Here is an 18,649-nt window from a genome sequence, read left to right as displayed (position 1 = left end):
AAATTAAACCTGGTTCAGACGTTCGGCGATAAAAGTGATCAGCTGGCGAGCGATTTTGCTCTTGCTGGTCTGGGCGAAAAGTGTGGCGTGCAGCTCACGGTCGATCACGCTGCAGGCGTTTTCTTCGCTGTTGAAGCCAATGCTCGGGTTGGCGACGTCGTTGGCGACGATCAAATCGAGGTTCTTGTCTTTCAACTTGCGGGCAGCGTAATCGAGCAGGTGTTCGGTTTCGGCGGCGAAACCGACACTGAATGGCCGGTCGGGGCGCGTGGCGATGGTGGCCAGGATGTCCGGGTTACGCACCATCTGTAGCAACAAGCCGTCGCCGTTCGTAGGGTCTTTCTTGAGTTTCTGTGGGGCGACGACTTCCGGGCGGTAATCCGCGACCGCTGCCGAGGCGATAAACAGGTCGCAGGGGATTGCGGCTTCGCAGGCAGCGAGCATGTCGCGAGCGCTGACTACGTCGATACGGGTTACACGATCCGGGGTCGGCAGGTGCACCGGGCCGGTGATCAGCGTCACGCGGGCACCAGCTTCCACTGCGGCTTCGGCCAACGCGAAGCCCATTTTCCCGGAGCTGTGGTTGGTGATGTAGCGCACCGGGTCGATGTTTTCCTGGGTCGGGCCGGCGGTGATCAGCACGTGTTTGCCGGTCAATGCCTGACGTTTGAAGCAGTCCGCCGCGCACTGGGCGAGTTCGACGGCTTCGAGCATGCGGCCCAGGCCGACGTCACCGCAGGCCTGGCTGCCGGAGGCCGGGCCGAACGCCTTGATGTCGCGGCTCTCGAGGGTTTGCAGGTTGGCCTGGGTCGCCGGGTCGCGCCACATGGCCTGGTTCATCGCCGGGGCAACGGCGACCACCGCATCGGTGGCCAGCACCAGTGTGGTCAGCAGGTCGTCGGCAATGCCTTGGGCCAGGCGGGCGATCAGGTCCGCAGTGGCGGGGGCGATCAGCACCATGTCGGCCCATTTGGCCAGCTCGATGTGGCCCATCGCGGCTTCAGCCGCCGGGTCCAGCAGGTCCAGATGAACCGGGTGGCCGGACAGGGCCTGCATGGTCAGCGGGGTGATGAACTCGCTGCCGCCACGGGTCATGACCACGCGCACTTCGGCGCCTTGATCGATCAGGCGGCGAACCAGGTCGGCGCTCTTGTAGGCAGCAATACCGCCGCCGACGCCCAGAACGATGCGTTTCCGATACAGCCGCTGCATAGGTCTGCCTTTCATTTCGTTGATGACTGCGTGGCGATACCCCCTCCCCAGGAGTGAAATCGCTCGCAAAAAAGATGGGCTACGATATCACAGCGACCGCTATGGAACAGCGGCGCCCAAACACACATGGAGGTGCTATGAGCATTCGCGATTGGCCGGCGGCGGAGCGACCGCGGGAGAAGTTACTGGAGCAGGGATCGGCGAGTCTTTCGGACGCCGAGTTACTGGCCATCTTTCTACGAACCGGTGTGTCCGGCAAAAGCGCGGTGGATTTGGCGCGCCACCTGCTGCAGCAATTCGGCAGCCTGCGCACGTTGCTCGAGGCCGACCTTCGGACCTTCAGCGGTGAGCTCGGGCTTGGGCCGGCAAAGTTTGCGCAGTTGCAGGCGGTGCTGGAAATGGCCCGGAGGCATCTGGCAGAACGGTTACGGCGTGATTCGGTGATGGAGAGCCCACTGGCGGTGCGTGACTACCTCAAGTCGATGCTGCGCCATGAGCCGCATGAGGTCTTCGGCTGCCTGTTTCTGGATTCCAAACACCGGGTGCTGGCGTTCGAGGTGCTGTTTCGCGGCTCCATCGACAACACCAGCGTGTATCCGCGACAGGTGGTGAAGCGCGCATTGGCCCACAACGCCGCCGCATTGATCCTCTGTCATAACCATCCGTCGGGCAATCCCGATCCCAGTCAGGCCGATCGGCTGCTGACCAAGCGCCTGCAAGAGGCGCTGGATCTGGTTGATGTGCGGGTACTGGACCACTTCATCATCGGGGACGGCGATCCGCTGTCGATGGCTGAGTATGGGTGGATGTAAGCGAGGGAAGGCTAAGCGGTGACCCTGTGGGAGCGGGCTTGCCCGCGATGGCGTCAGCACATTCAGCATCTTTGTTGAATGTGCTGGCCTAATCGCGGGCAAGCCCGCTCCCACAGGGAAGTGTGTCGTTGCGGATTACTTGAGGTTGACCTTGGAGTAGTCCTGGCGACCGAATGGGCTGACCGAGTAACCCTCTACATCTTTGCGCGTCAGCGCGAAGGCGGTTGGGTGGGCCAGCGGCAGCCACAACGCCTGTTGCTGGATCTGCGCCTGTGCCTGTTCGTAGAGCTTGGTGCGCACACCTTGCTCGCCGGTGGTCTTGCCGGCGCTGATCAGCTTGTCCAGGTCCTGGTTGCAGTAACGGGCGAAGTTGGTGCCGGACTTGACCGCGGCGCAGGAAAACTGCGGCGTGAGGAAGTTGTCCGGGTCGCCGTTGTCGCCGGCCCAGCCCATGAACAGCAAATCATGTTCACCGGCCTTGGCGCGGCGAATCAGCTCGCCCCATTCGATCACGCGGATTTCGGCCTGGATGCCGATTTCTGCGAGGTCGGATTGCAGCATTTGCGCGCTGAGACTCGGGTTCGGGTTCAGCAGGCTGCCGGAAGGGCGGGTCCAGATGGTGGTCTGGAAGCCATCCTTCAGCCCGGCCTTGGCCATCAATGCCTTGGCCTTTTCAATGTCATGCGGATAGCCCGGCAAGCCTTTGGCGTAGCTCCAGGTATTGGGCGGGTAAGGGCCGTTGGCGGGCTCGGCGGTGTCTTCGAACACGGCTTTGACGTAGTTGGCCTTGTCGAACGCGAGGTTGATCGCCTGGCGCACTTCAGGTTTATCCAGCGGTGGATGCTGGCTGTTGATGCCGACGAACGCGGTCATGAAGGCGTCAGTCTTTTCGACTTTCAGGGTCGGTTCTTTCAGCGCGGCCTGTACGTCCAACGGTTTGGGCGACAGGGCGATCTGGCACTCGTTGCGGCGCAGTTTCTGCAACCGCACGTTGGCATCCGGTGTGATGGCAAAGATCAGCGGGTCCACCGAAGGCTTGCCTCGGAAGTAGTCCGGATTGGCTTTGTAGCGAATCGAGGCATCTTTCTGGAAGCGCGTGAAAACGAATGGGCCGCTGCCGATCGGTTGGCTGTTGAGCTTCTCGGGTGTGCCGGCCTTCAGCAGTTTGTCGGCGTATTCGGCGGAGTAGATCGAGGCGAAGCCCATGCTCAGGGTCGCGAGAAAGGTTGAGTCCGGGTGATCGAGGGTGAAGCGTACGGTCAGCGGGTCCAGTGCGTCGATCTTCTTGATCAGTGCGGGCAACTGCATCGACTGGGCGTGCGGGAAACCGCTCTGGGCAACTTTGTGCCAAGGGTTTGCCGGATCGAGCATACGGTCGAAGCTGAATTTGACGTCTTCGGCGGTCAGGTCGCGCGTCGGGCTGAAGTATTCGGTACGGTGGAATTTCACCTGCGGATGCAGTTTGAACACATACGTCAGGCCATCGGGCGTGACTTCCCAGCTGTCCGCGAGGCTCGCGACCACTTTGCCGCTGGCGGTGTCGAAGTCCACCAGTCGGTTCATCAGCACATCGGCCGAGGCATTGGTGGTGGTCAGCGAGTTGTATTGCACCACGTCGAACCCTTCCGGGCTTGCCTCGGTGCAGACGCTCAGGGCGGCGGCATGGGCCAATGGGCTCAGCAGAAGAGGGGCGAGCAGCAGCGGTAGGGCAGCGAGGCGCATGGTCGGATTCCTTTACAGATCGAAGGCCCATCTGCAAGTGCAGTCTGGAAAAGGCCTACCCTAGTGGGCTCTTTTGCAAATGACTATCCCCTTTTTCATTTTCAGGGGACTATGTGCGCTTGTTTTCGGTGAAGCGGGCCGAGGAAACCCTGATTCGGCCGGTTGGCCGATTCTCTGCGACGAGCGGTCTTAATCGACGACAGCCTTTATCCAAGGCGCCTGGCGCCGGAAAAATGGGGAATTTATCAAGTCCGCGCACACGGAATGTTGTTGCTCTTCAGTCTTTCTGGTATAAAGCAGCGCTCTTTTCTAGGGGCCCGGTTCCTTCACTGTAGGTGTAGCCGGTAAGACCTCTAAAGAAACGCGGCGCCTGGCGCCAAATGACTGAGAGATTAAGCGGCCAACCCATGCCGGGTTGGGCATGTGGTTTTAGAGGGCTGAGGCATGTCGAGAGTATGTCAAGTTACCGGTAAGGGTCCGGTGACTGGGAATAACATTTCCCACGCAAACAACAAAACCCGTCGTCGTTTCCTGCCGAACCTGCAGCATCACCGCTTCTGGGTTGAAGAAGAGAAACGTTTCGTGCGTCTGCGCGTATCTGCCAAAGGCATGCGTATCATCGACAAGCGTGGCATCACTGTCGTGCTGGCCGAAATCCGCAAAGCCGGCAAGATCTAAGGGAGCTAATCATGCGTGAATTGATTCGTTTGATTTCGAGCGCCGGTACTGGTCACTTCTACACTACCGACAAGAACAAGCGTACTACCCCGGACAAAATCGAGATCAAGAAATTTGATCCGGTTGTTCGCAAGCACGTGATCTACAAGGAAGGCAAAATCAAGTAATTGATTTTTCCCTCTTACGAAAAAGGCCCGTATCGCGAGATACGGGCCTTTTTTGTTGCCTGACTTTTATGGTGTCTGTCAGGGCCTCATCGCGGGCAAGCCCGCTCCCACAGGGATCTGTGGTGATCACAAAACCTGTGGGAGCGTGGCTTGCCCGCGAAGAGGCCGGCCCAGCTAACAAAAATCCTCAGGCTTTTTGTTCAAACGCCACGTAGATCTTGCGGCACGTTTCCAGCACTTCCCAAGTACCCCGGAACCCGGCCGGGATCACGAAACGATCCCCCGCACGCACGGTTTTGCTGTTGCCGTCGTTATCGCGCAGCACTGAAACACCCTGGACGATTTCGCAGTACTCGTGCTCGGTGAAGTTCACATGCCACTGGCCGACTGCGCCTTCCCACACGCCCGCATTCAACTGGCCGCAAGGGCTGTTGTAATGGTTGTAGACCGACTGCTCGGGGTCGCCCTTGAGGACTTTTGCCGGGTCGGGCCGGTAGCGTTCGGGTTGGGTTGTGGCCTGGCTGAAGTCGACGACATCCTGGATATTCATTGTTGTAATTCCCCGTGATTGCGGCGCGATGGCTGAAAAGACCCAAAGTCTATGTTTATTAAAATGAACATCGCAAGGCCGTTTGCCGGCCTTATGTCAAATATATTGAAACTTCACCTGCCGCTGGTTTAGGGTGGCGGTTGCCTTGGGCCGAAAATCAGGCTGGCTGGGCAGAATTCCTGACAGCACCCGCGAAGACCGCGGGCCGCTCGTATTCAATAAGAGGAGGACACTCGAATGACCACCCTGACTCGTGCCGATTGGGAACAACGGGCTCGCGATCTGAAGATCGAAGGCCGCGCCTACATCAATGGCGAATACACCGATGCCGTCTCCAGCGAGACCTTCGAGTGCATCAGCCCGGTCGATGGCCGTCTGCTGGGCAAGATTGCCAGCTGTGACGCCGCCGACGCCCAACGTGCCGTTGAAAACGCTCGCACCACCTTCAATTCCGGTGTCTGGTCGCGCCTGGCGCCGACCAAACGCAAAGCCACCATGATCCGTTTCGCCGGCCTGCTGAAACAGCACGCCGAAGAGCTGGCCCTGCTTGAAACCCTGGACATGGGCAAGCCGATCAGCGATTCCCTGTACATCGACGTTCCCGGCGCGGCACAAGCCCTGAGCTGGAGCGGTGAAGCCATCGACAAGATTTACGACGAAGTCGCCGCGACTCCCCATGACCAGCTGGGTCTGGTGACCCGCGAGCCGGTCGGCGTCGTCGGCGCGATCGTGCCGTGGAACTTCCCGTTGATGATGGCCTGCTGGAAACTTGGCCCGGCGCTGTCCACCGGTAACTCGGTGATCCTCAAGCCGTCGGAAAAATCGCCGCTGACGGCGATTCGCATCGCTGCGCTGGCCGTGGAAGCCGGTATCCCGAAAGGCGTGCTCAACGTGCTGCCCGGCTACGGTCACACCGTCGGCAAGGCCTTGGCCCTGCACAACGACGTCGACACGCTGGTGTTCACCGGTTCGACCAAGATCGCCAAGCAACTGCTGATCTACTCCGGCGAATCGAACATGAAGCGCGTCTGGCTGGAAGCCGGCGGCAAGAGCCCGAACATCGTGTTCGCCGATGCCCCGGACTTGCAAGCCGCAGCCGAAGCGGCGGCCGGTGCCATCGCCTTCAACCAGGGCGAAGTCTGCACCGCCGGTTCGCGTCTGCTGGTCGAGCGTTCGATCAAGGACACCTTCCTGCCGCTGGTGATCGAAGCGCTGAAAACCTGGAAACCGGGTAACCCGCTGGACCCGGCGACCAACGTCGGCGCGCTGGTGGATACCCAGCAGATGAACACCGTGCTGTCCTACATCGAATCCGGCCACGCCGACGGCGCCAAACTGGTGGCTGGCGGCAAGCGCACGCTTCAGGAAAGCGGTGGTACTTACGTTGAACCAACGATTTTCGACGGCGTGACCAACGCGATGAAAATCGCTCAGGAAGAAATCTTTGGCCCGGTGTTGTCGGTGATCGCTTTCGACACCGCCGAAGAAGCTGTTGCGATTGCCAACGACACACCTTACGGCCTCGCCGCTGCGGTGTGGACCAAGGACATCTCCAAGGCTCACCTGACCGCCAAAGCGTTGCGCGCCGGTAGCGTGTGGATCAACCAGTACGACGGCGGCGACATGACTGCTCCGTTCGGTGGTTTCAAGCAGTCGGGTAACGGCCGCGACAAGTCGCTGCACGCGTTCGACAAGTACACCGAGCTGAAGGCGACCTGGATCAAGTTGTAAGCAACACGCAACGAAGATCCCCTGTGGGAGCGGGCTTGCTCGCGATAGCGGTGTGACAGTCGACATCAATGTTGAATGTTGTTCCGTCATCGCGAGCAGGCTCGCTCCCACATTGTTTTGTGTGTTGCCAAAAAATATCCACAGGAGCGTGGAACATGCGGTGGGCGACTTATTTCGCCGTGTTGGCGTCTGTCTTGAGTGTCGGCCTGGCCCTGGGTGTCAGCATGCCGCTGGTGTCGTTTCGCCTGGAAAGCTGGGGCTACGGCTCGTTCGCTATCGGCGTAATGGCCGCGATGCCGGCCATTGGTGTGCTGCTGGGGGCGAAGATCTCCAGCCATCTGGCCTCACGGCTTGGCACGGCCAATCTGATGCGCCTGTGCCTGTGGGCCGGGGCGGTGTCCATCGGCTTGCTGGCGCTGTTGCCGAGTTACCCGATCTGGCTGGTGCTACGGCTGATGATCGGCGTGATCCTGACCCTGGTTTTCATCCTCGGCGAAAGCTGGATTAACCAATTGGTGGTCGAACAATGGCGCGGGCGATTGGTGGCGTTGTATGGCAGCAGCTATGCGCTGAGTCAGCTGGCCGGGCCGTTGCTGCTGGGCATTCTGGGTACCGAACACGATTACGGATTCTGGGTCGGCGTCGGTTTGCTCACGGCAGCGCCGTTCCTGCTGCTGGGCCGCAGCGGCGCGCCCACCAGCGAAGCCTGCAGCGTGACCTTCAGCGACTTGTGGGGCTTCTGCCGAGGCCTGCCGGCGATTGCCTGGGGGGTGGCGCTGTTCGCCGCGTTCGAAGCGATGATCCTGACCTTGTTGCCGGTTTATTGCCTGCGTCAGGGCTTCACCACAGAAATCGCTTTGGCGATGGTCAGCACCGTGGTGGTGGGTGATGCCCTGCTGCAACTGCCGATTGGCGCACTGGCGGATCGCCTGTCGCGACGCACGCTGTTCACCGGTTGCGCGGTGGTGCTGATGCTCTCGAGCCTGGCGATCCCGTTGCTGATCGACACGCTGCTGATCTGGCCGTTGTGGGTGCTGTTTGGCGCCAGCGCCGGGGGATTGTTCACCTTGTCGCTGATCCTGATCGGCGAACGGTATCGCGACGATGCGCTGGTGCGAGCCAATGCGCATATTGCGCAGTTGTGGGGGATTGGTTGCCTGGTCGGACCGTTGGCCGCCGGTGCCGGCAGCCAGTGGATCAGCGGGCACGCCTTGCCGTTGTTGATGGCGGCGGGAGCGTTCGGGTTGGTGATTTTGCTGAGGCGCCAGGGGGCGTTTGGCACGGTTGCCGAGCCTGCCTGAACTTTGCACAAACCTGTGGCGAGGGAGCTTGCTCCCGCTCGACTGCGCAGCAGTCGCAAATCGGAGTTCGCGTTCCGCCTGTTTGAACAGAGGCGGATGATCCAGGGCTGCTTCGCAGCCCAACGGGAGCAAGCTCCCTCGCCACAATTGATCGCGACTCCCGACTACAACATCCGCTCCAGGCCGACCGCCGTGCTGAACCAGGAATTTAAGCGGCGCCACAGACTGCCTGGTTCCTTGATCAGCACGTGCATCTTGCCGTCGTCCTCCGTCTCCCAGACGATCCGGTCGTTCTCAAGTTTCACCTGATAACTCAGCGGCGGCGCCATACCCTCCATGGCCGCTTTGCGCACATAAACGGCGAGCTCAGGGCTGTCCACCAACACCCCGACCTCGGTGTTCCACAGCACCGAGCGCGGGTCGAAGTTGAATGAGCCGATGAAGGATTTCTGCTGGTCGAAGATCATCGCCTTGCTGTGCAGGCTGGAATCGGAGCCACGGAAAGACTTGCTGTAGAAAATATGCGGCCCGCTGCCGCCACCTTCGCCGGGCTGGCGGCGCAATTCGTACAGCTTCACGCCATGTTCCAGCAGCGCTCGGCGATAAGGCGCATAACCGCCGTGGACTGCCGGCACGTCCGTGGCTTCCAGCGAGTTGGTCAGCAGGCTGACGGAGACCCCGGCGTCAGCCCGGCCAGTGAGGTAAACCAGCCCCGGTTGCCCAGGCACGAAGTACGCAGAGATCATGATCAGCTCTTTGCTGACCCCCCTGAGTTCGGGTGCCAGTTGCGTGGTCAGCAGTAAATGCGGGTCAGGCTCGCCGTCTGACAACACCTTGCTCGGTGCATCCCACAACGCCTGGTTCCACGCCCAGATCAGCTCCCGGCGCCAGATGTCCATCCGCGGATGCGTGGTGTAAGTCATCAGCTGCTGATACAGCGCGTGATTCTGCTTGCGGGTCTCTTCCAGCGATTCTTCCAGGCGCGTGCGGGTATTTTGCAGGTCTTTTTGCGTTGGTTTGCTCGACAGGAATTCGTCGATCGGTTTGCTCAGTGCGCTGTTCCAGTACTGGTCGAAGCTGTGGCCAAGTTGCTCGGCCACCGGCCCGACGCCGAGCATGTCGATGTCGGTGAAATTCAGGTTGGGCTCGACATCGAAGTATTCGTCTCCCAGGTTGCGGCCGCCGACGATGGCCGCGCTGTTGTCCGCCAGCCACAATTTGTTGTGCATGCGCCGGTGTTGCAGCGACAGGTTGAACAACCGGCCCATGGTGCGCGTCACGCCGGTGCTGCGCCCGAGGTGCAGCGGGTTGAACAGGCGGATCTGGATTTGCGGGTGCGCGGCGAGGGTCGCGATGATCCAGTCCAGGCCGTCGCTGGTGGTGTCATCGAGCAGGATTCTCACCCGCACGCCGCGGTCCGCCGCCTTGAGCAACTCGTCCACCAACATCCGCGTGCTGATGCCGTCATGCACGATGTAGTACTGCAAGTCGAGGCTGCTTTGGGCGTTGCGGATCAGCTCGGCACGGGCCATAAAGGCTTCACTGCTATTGGACAGCAAACGGAAGCCGGACTTGCCCTCATAGGGCGCAGCCTGGGCCTGAATTGAGCGACCGAATGCCGAATCGCTGGCGGGCAAGGCCTGGCTCGGTTCGCGTTGAACGTCGAAGCTGGCGCAACCGCCCAGGAACGAGGCGAGTAGCAGAAGAGCGAGCAGTGGCTGTCTGACTCTCACGTGGGATCGTTCCGATTGGCGGCAAATATCGGCATATGGACGCCTGTTTCCTGAGAAAGGTCAGTCGGTGATGCGATCCGTTTCCGCCAGCAGTTTGATCGCCGCGGCGCCGACCTTGCGCACGGCCTCTTCGATCAGCGGTGTTGGCTTGGCAGCGTAGTTCATCCGCAGGCAGTTGCGGTGCTTGCCCGAGGCGGAAAAGATACTGCCGACGGCAATCTGTACGCCTTGATCGTGCAGGGCTCGGTTCAGTTTCAGGGTGTCGAAGCCTTCCGGCAGTTCAACCCACAACATGAAGCTGCCTTGGGGGCGACTGGCGCGGGTGCCGGCGGGGAAGTAGCGAGTGACCCAGTCGATCATCATGTCGCGATTGCGCTGGTATTGCGTGCGCATCCGCCGCAAATGCGGTTCGAAATGCCCGGCCTTGAGGAATTCGGCAATCGCAATCTGCGGTTGTGGCGCGGTGGAACCGGTGCTGATGTATTTCATGTGCAGCACCCGTTCCAGATAGCGTCCCGGCGCGACCCAGCCGATGCGCAGACCCGGCGCCAGGGTCTTGGAAAATGAGCTGCAGAGCAGGACGCGGCCGTCTTCGTCGAAGGATTTGATCGTACGTGGGCGCGGGTAGCTGTATGAAAGTTCTCCATACACATCGTCTTCGACAATCGCTACGTCGAAACGCTGTGCGAGCAACAGCAACGCGCGTTTGCGCGATTCCGGCATGATGTAGCCCAGCGGATTGTTGCAGTTGGGCGTCAACTGTATGGCCTTGATCGGCCATTGCTCCAGGGCCAGTTCAAGTGCATCGAGGCTGATCCCGGTGAGCGGGTCGGTGGGGATTTCCAGGGCTTTCATGCCCAGGCCCTTGAGCGTCTGCATGGCGCCGTGAAAGCTCGGCGAATCCACCGCCACAATATCCCCCGGCTCGCAGATGGCGCGAATGCTGGTGGACAGCGCTTCGTGGCAACCGGTGGTCACCACCAGGTCGTGGGCAGTCAATTGGCAACCGGAATCAAGCATCAGGCGGGCGATCTGTTCGCGCAGTTCGAGGGTGCCGTAGATGTTGTCGTAATACAGGCCGGGCATGTCCTGCCGACGGCTGATTCGCGCCAGGTTGCGCAGCAGCGGTTTCATGGTCGGCGTGGTGATGTCCGGCATGCCGCGGCCCAGTTGCACGACGTCCTTGCGGGGGACGGCGCGGATCAATTCCAGCACCTGGTCCCACTGCGAAATATCCACCGGGCGCTGGGCCGGGCGGCCAATGGCCGGCAGCTCCGGCAGTTCGCGACCCACCGGTACGAAGTAGCCGGACTTGGGTTTGGGTGTCGCCAGCCCACTGTCTTCCAGCACGCGATAGGCCTGCTGCACCGTGCTCAGGCTGACCCCGTGCTCGACACTCAACGCCCGCACCGAGGGCAGCCGGTCACCGGGGCGATAGAAGCCCTGTTCGATACGCGTGCCGAGCAATTCGGCGAGATTGACGTAAAGGGTCATGGCGCAGTCTCGGTGTGGGTGATTCGGTTAACCAATACAGATCGGGCGAAAATATAGGATTCAGACGCTAAGTCGGTAAATCTGTATGGAGTTAATACAGGTTTGTTGGATCTGTAATGCTTTTTGCCGTCCGCGCATCATGAAAGCTCTGGCTACCCAAGTAAACAGGAGCAATCAAAATGAACGGCTTGAGCGATGTGCGGCTGACGATCCACAGTCAGGAACTGGCGGCAAGGCAAATCAACGGGGCACGCGAGGCGGTCATGCGCAACGCGCCGTCCGGCCTGAGTCGCTGGGGCCTGTTCTGGCATCGTCTGCACACGCGCAAGGCGTTGCTGGAGCTCACGCCGGAGCAGCTCAGGGATGTCGGGCTGAGTCGGGAGCAGGCGCGAGAGGAGGGGCTCAAGCCTTTCTGGCGGATCTAAGTTTTGTGCACTCCTTGATCGTTCCCACGCTCTGCGTGGGAATGCCGCCCCGGACGCTCTGCGTCCGCTGTGACGCAGAGCGTCACTGGATGCATTCCCACGCGGAGCGTGGGAACGATCAAATTCCTCAGACCAACTCTTTCAGCCGATGCCACAACATCCCCAACGCCAACAACGGCGAGCGCAAATGCTTGCCACCCGGGAAGGTGATATGCGGCACCTTGGCAAACAGATCAAACCCGCCACCCTGCTGCCCACTGATCGCCTCGGCCAGTAGCTTGCCCGCCAAATGCGTGGCATTCACCCCATGCCCGGAATACGCCTGGGCGTAATACACATTCGGCTGGTCCTTGAGCCGGCCGATCTGCGGCAGGCGGTTGGCGCCGATGCCGATCATCCCGCCCCATTGATAGTCGATCTTCACCCCGCCCAACTGCGGGAAGACTTCCAGCATCTTCGGCCGCATGTACGCGCCGATGTCCTTCGGATCGTGGCCTGAATAGTGGCAGGCACCGCCGAACAGCAAGCGTCGATCCGCCGAGAGTCGGTAGTAGTCCAGGGCCACCCGTTGATCGCAAACCGCCATGTTTTGCGGCAGAAGTGAGTGCGCCAGATCTTCACTCAATGGCTCGGTGGCAATGATGTAGCTGCCGGCGGGCAGCACTTTGCCGCTGAGCTCGGGATTAAGTTCGTTGAGGTAGGCGTTGCAGCCCAGCACCAGTGTCTTGGCGCGAACCGAGCCCTGGGCGGTATGGACGGTGACTTCGGGGCCGTAGTCGATGCGGGTTACCGCCGATTGTTCGAACAGCTTCGCGCCCAGTTGCTGCGCGGCGGCGGCTTCGCCCAGCGCCAGGTTAAGCGGGTGAAGATGGCCCGAGCCCATGTCGATCAGGCCGCCGACGTAGCGGTCGGAACCCACAACCATATGCATTTCGTTGGCTTGCAGCAGCCGGGTTTCGTAGCGGTAGCCGAGGCTGCGAAGCTCTTCGGCGTCTTCAGCGAACCCTTCGAGGTCGCGGGGCTTGTTCGCCAGATCGCAGTAACCCCACGTCAGGTCGCAAGGGATCTGAAAACGCTCGACGCGCTGGCGGACGATTTCCACTGCTTCCAGGCCCATGAGTTTCATCTGGCGCACGCCGTCCGCACCGATCACGTGGGTGAACTGATCGAGGCCGTGACCAACACCACGAATCAACTGCCCGCCATTACGTCCGCTGGCGCCCCAGCCGATCTTGTGCGCTTCCAGCAGCACCACGCTGAAACCACGTTCGGCCAGTTCGAGCGCCGTGTTCAGCCCGGAAAACCCGCCACCGACCACGCACACGTCCGCCACCAGGTCGCCTTGCAGCACCGGATGATCGGGCTGCGGCAGGCTGCTGGCGGCGTAGTAGGAGGCGGTGTGCTGAGCACGGGCATTCATGTGAGCGTCCCTGATTCGTGTGTCTGGAAAATTTGACGGAGCATAAGCCGGACCTTCCGGCGCGGGCAACATTGGTCGGTTGATGCTGTCTGGATCGGGGTTTTTGCGTCAGACTCCCGGTCTGTCCCGCTTTTGGTCACCGCTTCGATGAGCTGCAACAGTCAGAAAATTCGCACGCTGCGTCAGCAGATTCCCTCGTTCGAGTGCGTGCCCGGCTGCCATGACTGCTGTGGACCGGTGACCACCTCACCGGAAGAAATGTCCCGCCTGCCGCGCAAGACCCGCGCCGAGCAGGATGCGGCGATGGATGAACTCAACTGCGTGCACCTGGGGCCGAACGGTTGCACGGTGTATGACGAGCGGCCGCTGATTTGCCGATTGTTTGGCACCACCAAGACTTTGCCGTGCCCGAATGGGCGGGGGCCGGTGGAGCTGATTCATCCGCGGGTGGAGAAGCAGATTCATGAGTACATGGCGTCGACCCGACAAGTCCTCGTCTAAGTCGAGACCGAGTCGCGCCCATCGCGGGCAAGCCCGCTCCCACAGGTTTCAGAGGTGTTCACACCATTTGTGTACGCCACAAATCCTTGTGGGAGCGGGCTTGCCCGCGATGGGGCCCGATCAGGCACCGCAAAAACCTCAATCCGGAATCGGCAGGCACAAGCTCTCTTTCACCTCTTCCATCACGATATAACTCTTGGATTCGCGCACATGCGGCAGCTTGAGCAGGATGTCGCCCAGCAATTTGCGATACGAAGCCATCTCGGAGATCCGCGCCTTCACCAGGTAGTCGAAATCCCCTGACACCAAATGGCATTCCAGCACATGCGGAAGTTTCAGCACTGCACGTCGGAACTCTTCGAAAGTATCGCCGGATTTGTAGTCGAGGCTGATCTCGACGAACACCAGGAGACTTCCCTTGAGGTGCTGCGGGTTGAGCCGGGCGTTGTAGCCCATGATGATCCCTTCGCGCTCCAGCCGCCGGACCCGCTCCGTACATGGCGTGGTCGAGAGTCCGACCTTTTCCCCCAGCTCGGTGAAGGAGATGCGCCCATCCGCTTGCAGGATCCGCAAGATGTTGCGGTCGATCTTGTCCAGCTCACGTTTGGTTTGAGTGTTGGTACGCATAGGGGATGCGCCTCCGTGAAAAGGGTTTTTGCCGAGAATTCTCGCCAAATATAGGCAGTTATATAGTGAAATGCACTGCCTAATCTTTTTTACACTGCGCACATCAATGCTCTACAACTACGAACGTCAGCGGCGAGCCGCGATGAGGGATATGAAAATGCGCGTTATGGTCTTGGGTAGCGGCGTCATCGGTACCACCAGTGCTTATTATCTGGCGCGTGCCGGGTTCGAAGTGGTGGTGGTAGACCGTCAGCCGGCCGCTGCCATGGAGACCAGTTTCGCCAACGCCGGGCAGGTATCGCCGGGATATGCCTCGCCGTGGGCCGCGCCGGGCGTGCCGCTCAAGGCCATCAAGTGGCTGTTGCAGCGCCACGCACCGCTGGCGATCAAGGCCACCGCCGACATCGACCAATACCTGTGGATGGCGCAGATGCTGCGCAACTGCACCGCCAGCCGTTACGCCGTGAACAAAGAGCGCATGGTCCGTCTGTCCGAGTACAGCCGCGACTGCCTCGACGAATTGCGCGCCGAAACCGGCATTGCCTACGAAGGCCGTAGCCTCGGTACGACCCAACTGTTCCGCACCCAGGCTCAGCTCGATGGTGCGGCGAAAGACATTGCCGTACTGAAAGAGTCCGGCGTGCCGTTCGAACTGCTCGACCGCGCCGGCATTGCCCGCGTTGAGCCGGCCCTGGCCAGCGTGACCGATATCCTCGCCGGTGCCCTGCGCCTGCCGAACGACCAGACCGGCGACTGCCAGATGTTCACCGTTCGACTGGCCGAAATGGCCGTGAAACTGGGCGTGGAATTCCGCTTCGGTCAGGACATTCAGAAGCTCGACTACGCCGGTGATCGTATCAACGGTGTGTGGATCGACGGCAAACTGGAAACCGCTGACCGCTATGTGTTGGCACTCGGCAGCTACTCGCCGCAACTGCTCAAGCCGCTGGGCATCAAGGCCCCGGTGTATCCGCTCAAGGGATACTCCTTGACCGTGCCGATCACCAACCCGGCGATGGCCCCGACGTCGACCATTCTCGACGAGACCTACAAGGTCGCGATCACCCGTTTCGACAACCGTATCCGCGTCGGCGGCATGGCTGAAATAGCCGGTTTTGACCTGTCGCTGAACCCGCGTCGGCGCGAAACCCTGGAGATGATCGTCAACGACCTTTATCCTCAGGGCGGCGATCTGGCCCAGGCGAGTTTCTGGACCGGTCTGCGTCCGACCACCCCGGACGGCACGCCAATCGTTGGCGCCACGCCGTTCAGCAACCTGTTCCTGAACACCGGCCACGGTACACTCGGCTGGACCATGGCGTGCGGCTCCGGCCGTTTGCTGGCTGACTTGATAGCGAAGAAAACGCCGCAGATCAGCGCCGAAGGCCTCGATATTTCCCGTTACGGCACCAAACTTCAGGAGTCCGCAAAACATGTCAATCCAGCGCCAGCTCACCAATGAGCGCATGAGCCAGATCGTTGTCCACAGCGGCACCGTTTATCTGGCAGGGCAAGTCGGCGACGACATGAGTGCCGGGATTGAACAGCAGACCCGTGAAACCCTGGCCAACATCGAGCGTTTGCTCGATCTGGCAGGTACCGACAAAAGCCGTTTGCTGTCGGTGACGATTTACCTGAAAGACATCGATGCGCATTTCGAAGGCATGAACGCGGTATGGGACAAGTGGCTGCCAAAAGGCGTCGCTCCGGCCCGCGCGACGGTTGAGTCGAAGCTGTGCGAACCGGAAATCCTGGTTGAGCTGTCGGTTGTAGCCGCTCTGCCGTAAGCCTGTCAGAAAGATCCCTCTCCCGGTGCTGTTGGCGGTTCACGCCGTCAGCCAGCGCCGGTTTTTATTCCCATGACCGCCTAGAAGCCTGCCGCCATGCGTCCAGCCCGTGCCCTGATCGACCTTCAAGCCCTGCGCCACAACTTCCAGATCGCCCGTGAACTCACCGGGGCCAAGGCCCTCGCCGTTATCAAGGCTGATGCCTACGGCCATGGCGCGGTGCGTTGCGCCCAGGCGCTGGAAGCCGACGCGGACGGGTTTGCCGTGGCCTGTATCGAAGAAGCGTTGGAGCTGCGCGCCGCGGGCATTCGGGCACCGGTGTTGTTGCTGGAAGGTTTTTTCGAAGCCGATGAACTGTCGCTGATCGTCGAGCATGATTTCTGGTGCGTGGTGCATTCGTTGTGGCAGCTCGAAGCCATCGAAAACGCCTCGTTGAGCAAGCCGATCACGGTCTGGCTCAAACTCGATTCGGGCATGCACCGGGTTGGCTTGCATCCAAAGGATTTTCAGGCGGGTTATCAACGGCTGCTGGCCAGCGGCAAGGTGGCGAAGATTGTCTTGATGAGCCACTTCGCCCGCGCCGATGAGCTGCACGAGCAGGCCAGCGCCGAACAGGTTGCGGTGTTTGAAGCGGCGCGCCAGGGGTTGTCCGCGGAGGTCAGCCTGCGTAACTCGCCGGCGGTGCTCGGTTGGCCGCAGATTCCGAGTGACTGGGTGCGCCCGGGCATCATGCTCTACGGCGCCACGCCGTTTGAAGAAGCCAACGCCGTGGCCTCTCGTCTGCAACCGGTGATGACCCTGGAATCGAAAGTGATTTGCGTACGTGAACTGCCGGCCGGCGAGCCGATTGGTTACGGCGCCAAATTCATCACCCCCAAGCCAATGCGCGTTGGCGTGGTGGCCATGGGGTATGCAGATGGTTACCCGCGTCATGCACCCACCGGCACACCGGTGATGGTCGCCGGACAGCGCAGCCAGTTGATTGGCCGGGTATCGATGGACATGCTTTGCATCGATCTGACCGATGTGCCGCAAGCCGGCCTGGGTTCGACCGTGGAGTTGTGGGGCAAAAACATCCTCGCCAGCGAGGTGGCTGCAGCCGCTGACACAATTCCTTATCAGATCTTCTGCAACTTGCGCCGCGTGCCAAAGCTCTATTCCGAGGGTTAGCGGTCAGCGGTCCGTACCGCAAGTCAACTGGCTGAACAGGATTCAGGCCAAAGTGTTGTAAATACTGAACGCTGTCGCCATGATAACGCTCAATATTTCTACTACCTGAATCTTGGAGGCGCAAGCTTGGACGTCGGTGAACGACTGCAATCCATCCGAAAGCTCAAAGGTCTTTCGCAGCGTGAGCTCGCCAAACGCGCGGGCGTCACCAACAGCACCATTTCCATGATCGAGAAGAACAGCGTCAGTCCCTCGATCAGTTCGCTGCGCAAGGTTTTGGGCGGGATTCCCATGTCCATGGTCGAGTTCTTTTCCGAAGAAATCCTGCAGGAAAAACCGACGCAGATCGTCTACAAAGCCAACGAGCTGATCGATATTTCCGATGGCGCAGTGACTATGAAGCTGGTTGGTCGGGCGCACCCGAGCCGGGCTATCGCGTTCCTCAATGAAATCTACCCGCCTGGCGCCGACACCGGTGACGAGATGCTCACCCATGAGGGCGAGGAAACCGGCATTTTGCTGGAAGGCCGACTGGAACTGGTGGTCGGACTCGAAACTTTTGTGCTCGAAGCCGGCGACAGCTACTACTTTGAAAGTACCAAGCCACACCGTTTCCGTAATCCGTTCGATGCGCCGGCGCGACTAATCAGCGCAGCTACTCCAGCGAATTTCTAAGAAAAGAGGCGTCCCGCCAGCATTGCGGAGGTGCCCAAGTTGTTTTTCCGCCACGCATAAGACCCCTTCGACTTTGGGGTTGTTTCAGTGCGGCGGGCTTACCGTTATACTTGCGCCCGCCTGCGAACCGTGGCCGTGGGCGTGACTAGCCACCATTGAGGGTGAACGCGTGAACCTAATTATGAAAATGCTGGCTGCACCAGCAACCGTATTGGCCCTATGGGCTGTCAGCGCTCAAGCTGCGACGAACGACGATATTGCCAAGCGCCTTGAGCCAGTCGGCCAGGTCTGTGTGATGGGCAAAGAGTGCAAGGGGATGGAAGTCGCTGCTTCGGCGGGCGGCGGTGATGCCAAAACTCCTGACTCAGTGATTACGAAACATTGCAACGCTTGCCACGGTACCGGCCTGTTGGGCGCGCCGAAAGTCGGTGATGCCGCTGCTTGGGGCGAGCGCTCCAAGAAGGAAGGGGGTGTTGACGGTCTGCTCGCCAAGGCGATCTCCGGTATCAACGCCATGCCACCGAAAGGCACCTGTGCCGATTGCACAGACGCTGATCTCAAAGGCGCCATCCAGAAGATGTCTGGCTTGAAATAAGCGTTCATCTCCAGCGAAAAAGCCGCTCACGAGCGGCTTTTTTGTGCCT

Annotated in this window: 19 protein-coding genes; 12 read left to right on the top strand and 7 right to left on the bottom strand. The window is 60.4% G+C overall.

The window, feature by feature from the left end; genetic code table 11:
• Positions 1 to 3 precede the first annotated feature (3 nt).
• Positions 4 to 1,212: a bifunctional phosphopantothenoylcysteine decarboxylase/phosphopantothenate--cysteine ligase CoaBC gene (coaBC, locus tag ACYZT8_RS29080; protein ID WP_077748581.1), complete on the bottom strand. Its 1,209-nt coding sequence runs from the start codon at positions 1,210 to 1,212 to the stop codon at positions 4 to 6.
• A gap of 137 nt (positions 1,213 to 1,349) precedes the next feature.
• Between coaBC and radC the strand changes: the two genes are divergently transcribed.
• Positions 1,350 to 2,024, top strand: a complete 675-nt coding sequence (gene radC / locus ACYZT8_RS29075; protein WP_461977845.1) for a RadC family protein — start codon at positions 1,350 to 1,352, stop codon at positions 2,022 to 2,024.
• A gap of 135 nt (positions 2,025 to 2,159) precedes the next feature.
• Here radC and ACYZT8_RS29070 read toward each other — a convergent pair whose 3' ends face one another.
• Positions 2,160 to 3,746 (bottom strand): ABC transporter substrate-binding protein, encoded by a 1,587-nt coding sequence (locus ACYZT8_RS29070; protein WP_461977843.1) that lies wholly within the window; start codon positions 3,744 to 3,746, stop codon positions 2,160 to 2,162.
• Between the two features lie 444 nt (positions 3,747 to 4,190).
• Here ACYZT8_RS29070 and rpmB point away from each other — a divergent pair, with 444 nt between their 5' ends.
• Positions 4,191 to 4,424, top strand: coding sequence for a 50S ribosomal protein L28 (gene rpmB, locus ACYZT8_RS29065; RefSeq protein ID WP_007894701.1), 234 nt, complete (start codon positions 4,191 to 4,193; stop codon positions 4,422 to 4,424).
• Between the two features lie 11 nt (positions 4,425 to 4,435).
• Positions 4,436 to 4,591, top strand: a complete 156-nt coding sequence (rpmG, locus tag ACYZT8_RS29060) for a 50S ribosomal protein L33 (RefSeq protein ID WP_007894709.1) — start codon at positions 4,436 to 4,438, stop codon at positions 4,589 to 4,591.
• A 187-nt stretch (positions 4,592 to 4,778) separates the two neighbouring features.
• On the opposite strand, the gene ACYZT8_RS29055 is transcribed toward rpmG, so the two are convergent.
• On the bottom strand, positions 4,779 to 5,141 hold the full coding sequence (locus ACYZT8_RS29055) for a cupin domain-containing protein (RefSeq protein ID WP_131060694.1): 363 nt from the start codon (positions 5,139 to 5,141) through the stop codon (positions 4,779 to 4,781).
• A 237-nt stretch (positions 5,142 to 5,378) separates the two neighbouring features.
• On the opposite strand from ACYZT8_RS29055, the gene ACYZT8_RS29050 reads away from it, so the two are divergent.
• Together ACYZT8_RS29050 and ACYZT8_RS29045 are read left to right on the top strand one after the other, a co-directional pair.
• Entirely contained in the window at positions 5,379 to 6,872 is a 1,494-nt protein-coding gene (locus tag ACYZT8_RS29050) for an aldehyde dehydrogenase (protein WP_461977841.1), read from the top strand.
• Between the two features lie 155 nt (positions 6,873 to 7,027).
• On the top strand, positions 7,028 to 8,173 hold the full coding sequence (locus ACYZT8_RS29045) for an MFS transporter (protein WP_461977839.1): 1,146 nt from the start codon (positions 7,028 to 7,030) through the stop codon (positions 8,171 to 8,173).
• 164 nt (positions 8,174 to 8,337) lie between these two features.
• Here ACYZT8_RS29045 and ACYZT8_RS29040 read toward each other — a convergent pair whose 3' ends face one another.
• Both ACYZT8_RS29040 and ACYZT8_RS29035 read right to left on the bottom strand, forming a co-directional pair.
• Entirely contained in the window at positions 8,338 to 9,906 is a 1,569-nt protein-coding gene (locus ACYZT8_RS29040) for a phospholipase D family protein (RefSeq protein ID WP_461977837.1), read from the bottom strand.
• Positions 9,907 to 9,966: 60 nt separating this feature from the next.
• A complete protein-coding gene (locus ACYZT8_RS29035; RefSeq protein ID WP_461977835.1) occupies positions 9,967 to 11,400 on the bottom strand; it encodes an aminotransferase-like domain-containing protein in 1,434 nt (477 codons plus the stop codon).
• 179 nt (positions 11,401 to 11,579) lie between these two features.
• Between ACYZT8_RS29035 and ACYZT8_RS29030 the strand changes: the two genes are divergently transcribed.
• Positions 11,580 to 11,825, top strand: coding sequence for a DUF1127 domain-containing protein (locus ACYZT8_RS29030; RefSeq protein ID WP_461977833.1), 246 nt, complete (start codon positions 11,580 to 11,582; stop codon positions 11,823 to 11,825).
• 127 nt (positions 11,826 to 11,952) lie between these two features.
• On the opposite strand, the gene ACYZT8_RS29025 is transcribed toward ACYZT8_RS29030, so the two are convergent.
• Positions 11,953 to 13,245, bottom strand: coding sequence for an NAD(P)/FAD-dependent oxidoreductase (locus ACYZT8_RS29025; RefSeq protein ID WP_461977831.1), 1,293 nt, complete (start codon positions 13,243 to 13,245; stop codon positions 11,953 to 11,955).
• A gap of 147 nt (positions 13,246 to 13,392) precedes the next feature.
• Here ACYZT8_RS29025 and ACYZT8_RS29020 point away from each other — a divergent pair, with 147 nt between their 5' ends.
• Positions 13,393 to 13,746, top strand: coding sequence for a YkgJ family cysteine cluster protein (locus ACYZT8_RS29020; RefSeq protein ID WP_007947437.1), 354 nt, complete (start codon positions 13,393 to 13,395; stop codon positions 13,744 to 13,746).
• 138 nt (positions 13,747 to 13,884) lie between these two features.
• Here ACYZT8_RS29020 and ACYZT8_RS29015 read toward each other — a convergent pair whose 3' ends face one another.
• Positions 13,885 to 14,373 carry an Lrp/AsnC ligand binding domain-containing protein gene (locus ACYZT8_RS29015; RefSeq protein WP_010465173.1) on the bottom strand — a complete coding sequence of 163 codons (489 nt, stop codon included), beginning with the start codon at positions 14,371 to 14,373 and terminating at the stop codon, positions 13,885 to 13,887.
• A gap of 157 nt (positions 14,374 to 14,530) precedes the next feature.
• Here ACYZT8_RS29015 and dadA point away from each other — a divergent pair, with 157 nt between their 5' ends.
• The 5 genes from dadA (at position 14,531) to ACYZT8_RS28990 (ending at position 18,600) form a co-directional block, all read left to right on the top strand.
• Complete coding sequence (gene dadA / locus ACYZT8_RS29010) at positions 14,531 to 15,835, top strand: D-amino acid dehydrogenase (RefSeq protein WP_461977829.1); 1,305 nt, start codon at positions 14,531 to 14,533, stop codon at positions 15,833 to 15,835.
• The gene (locus ACYZT8_RS29005) at positions 15,807 to 16,160 is read left to right on the top strand and encodes a RidA family protein (RefSeq protein WP_109626698.1); all 354 of its coding nucleotides are present in this window, start codon (positions 15,807 to 15,809) and stop codon (positions 16,158 to 16,160) included. Before dadA ends, ACYZT8_RS29005 begins: the two co-directional genes overlap by 29 nt.
• A 96-nt stretch (positions 16,161 to 16,256) precedes the next feature.
• A complete protein-coding gene (alr, locus tag ACYZT8_RS29000) occupies positions 16,257 to 17,330 on the top strand; it encodes an alanine racemase (protein ID WP_461977827.1) in 1,074 nt (357 codons plus the stop codon).
• Between the two features lie 126 nt (positions 17,331 to 17,456).
• Positions 17,457 to 18,005, top strand: a complete 549-nt coding sequence (locus ACYZT8_RS28995) for a cupin domain-containing protein (protein WP_008150195.1) — start codon at positions 17,457 to 17,459, stop codon at positions 18,003 to 18,005.
• A gap of 181 nt (positions 18,006 to 18,186) precedes the next feature.
• A complete protein-coding gene (locus ACYZT8_RS28990) occupies positions 18,187 to 18,600 on the top strand; it encodes a c-type cytochrome (protein WP_461977825.1) in 414 nt (137 codons plus the stop codon).
• The last annotated feature ends 49 nt before the right edge of the window (positions 18,601 to 18,649 follow it).

This window comes from Pseudomonas sp. LB3P93, assembly GCF_054898025.1.
Note: the sequence above shows the minus strand (reverse complement) of the source record. Positions and strands in the feature narration are given on the sequence as shown.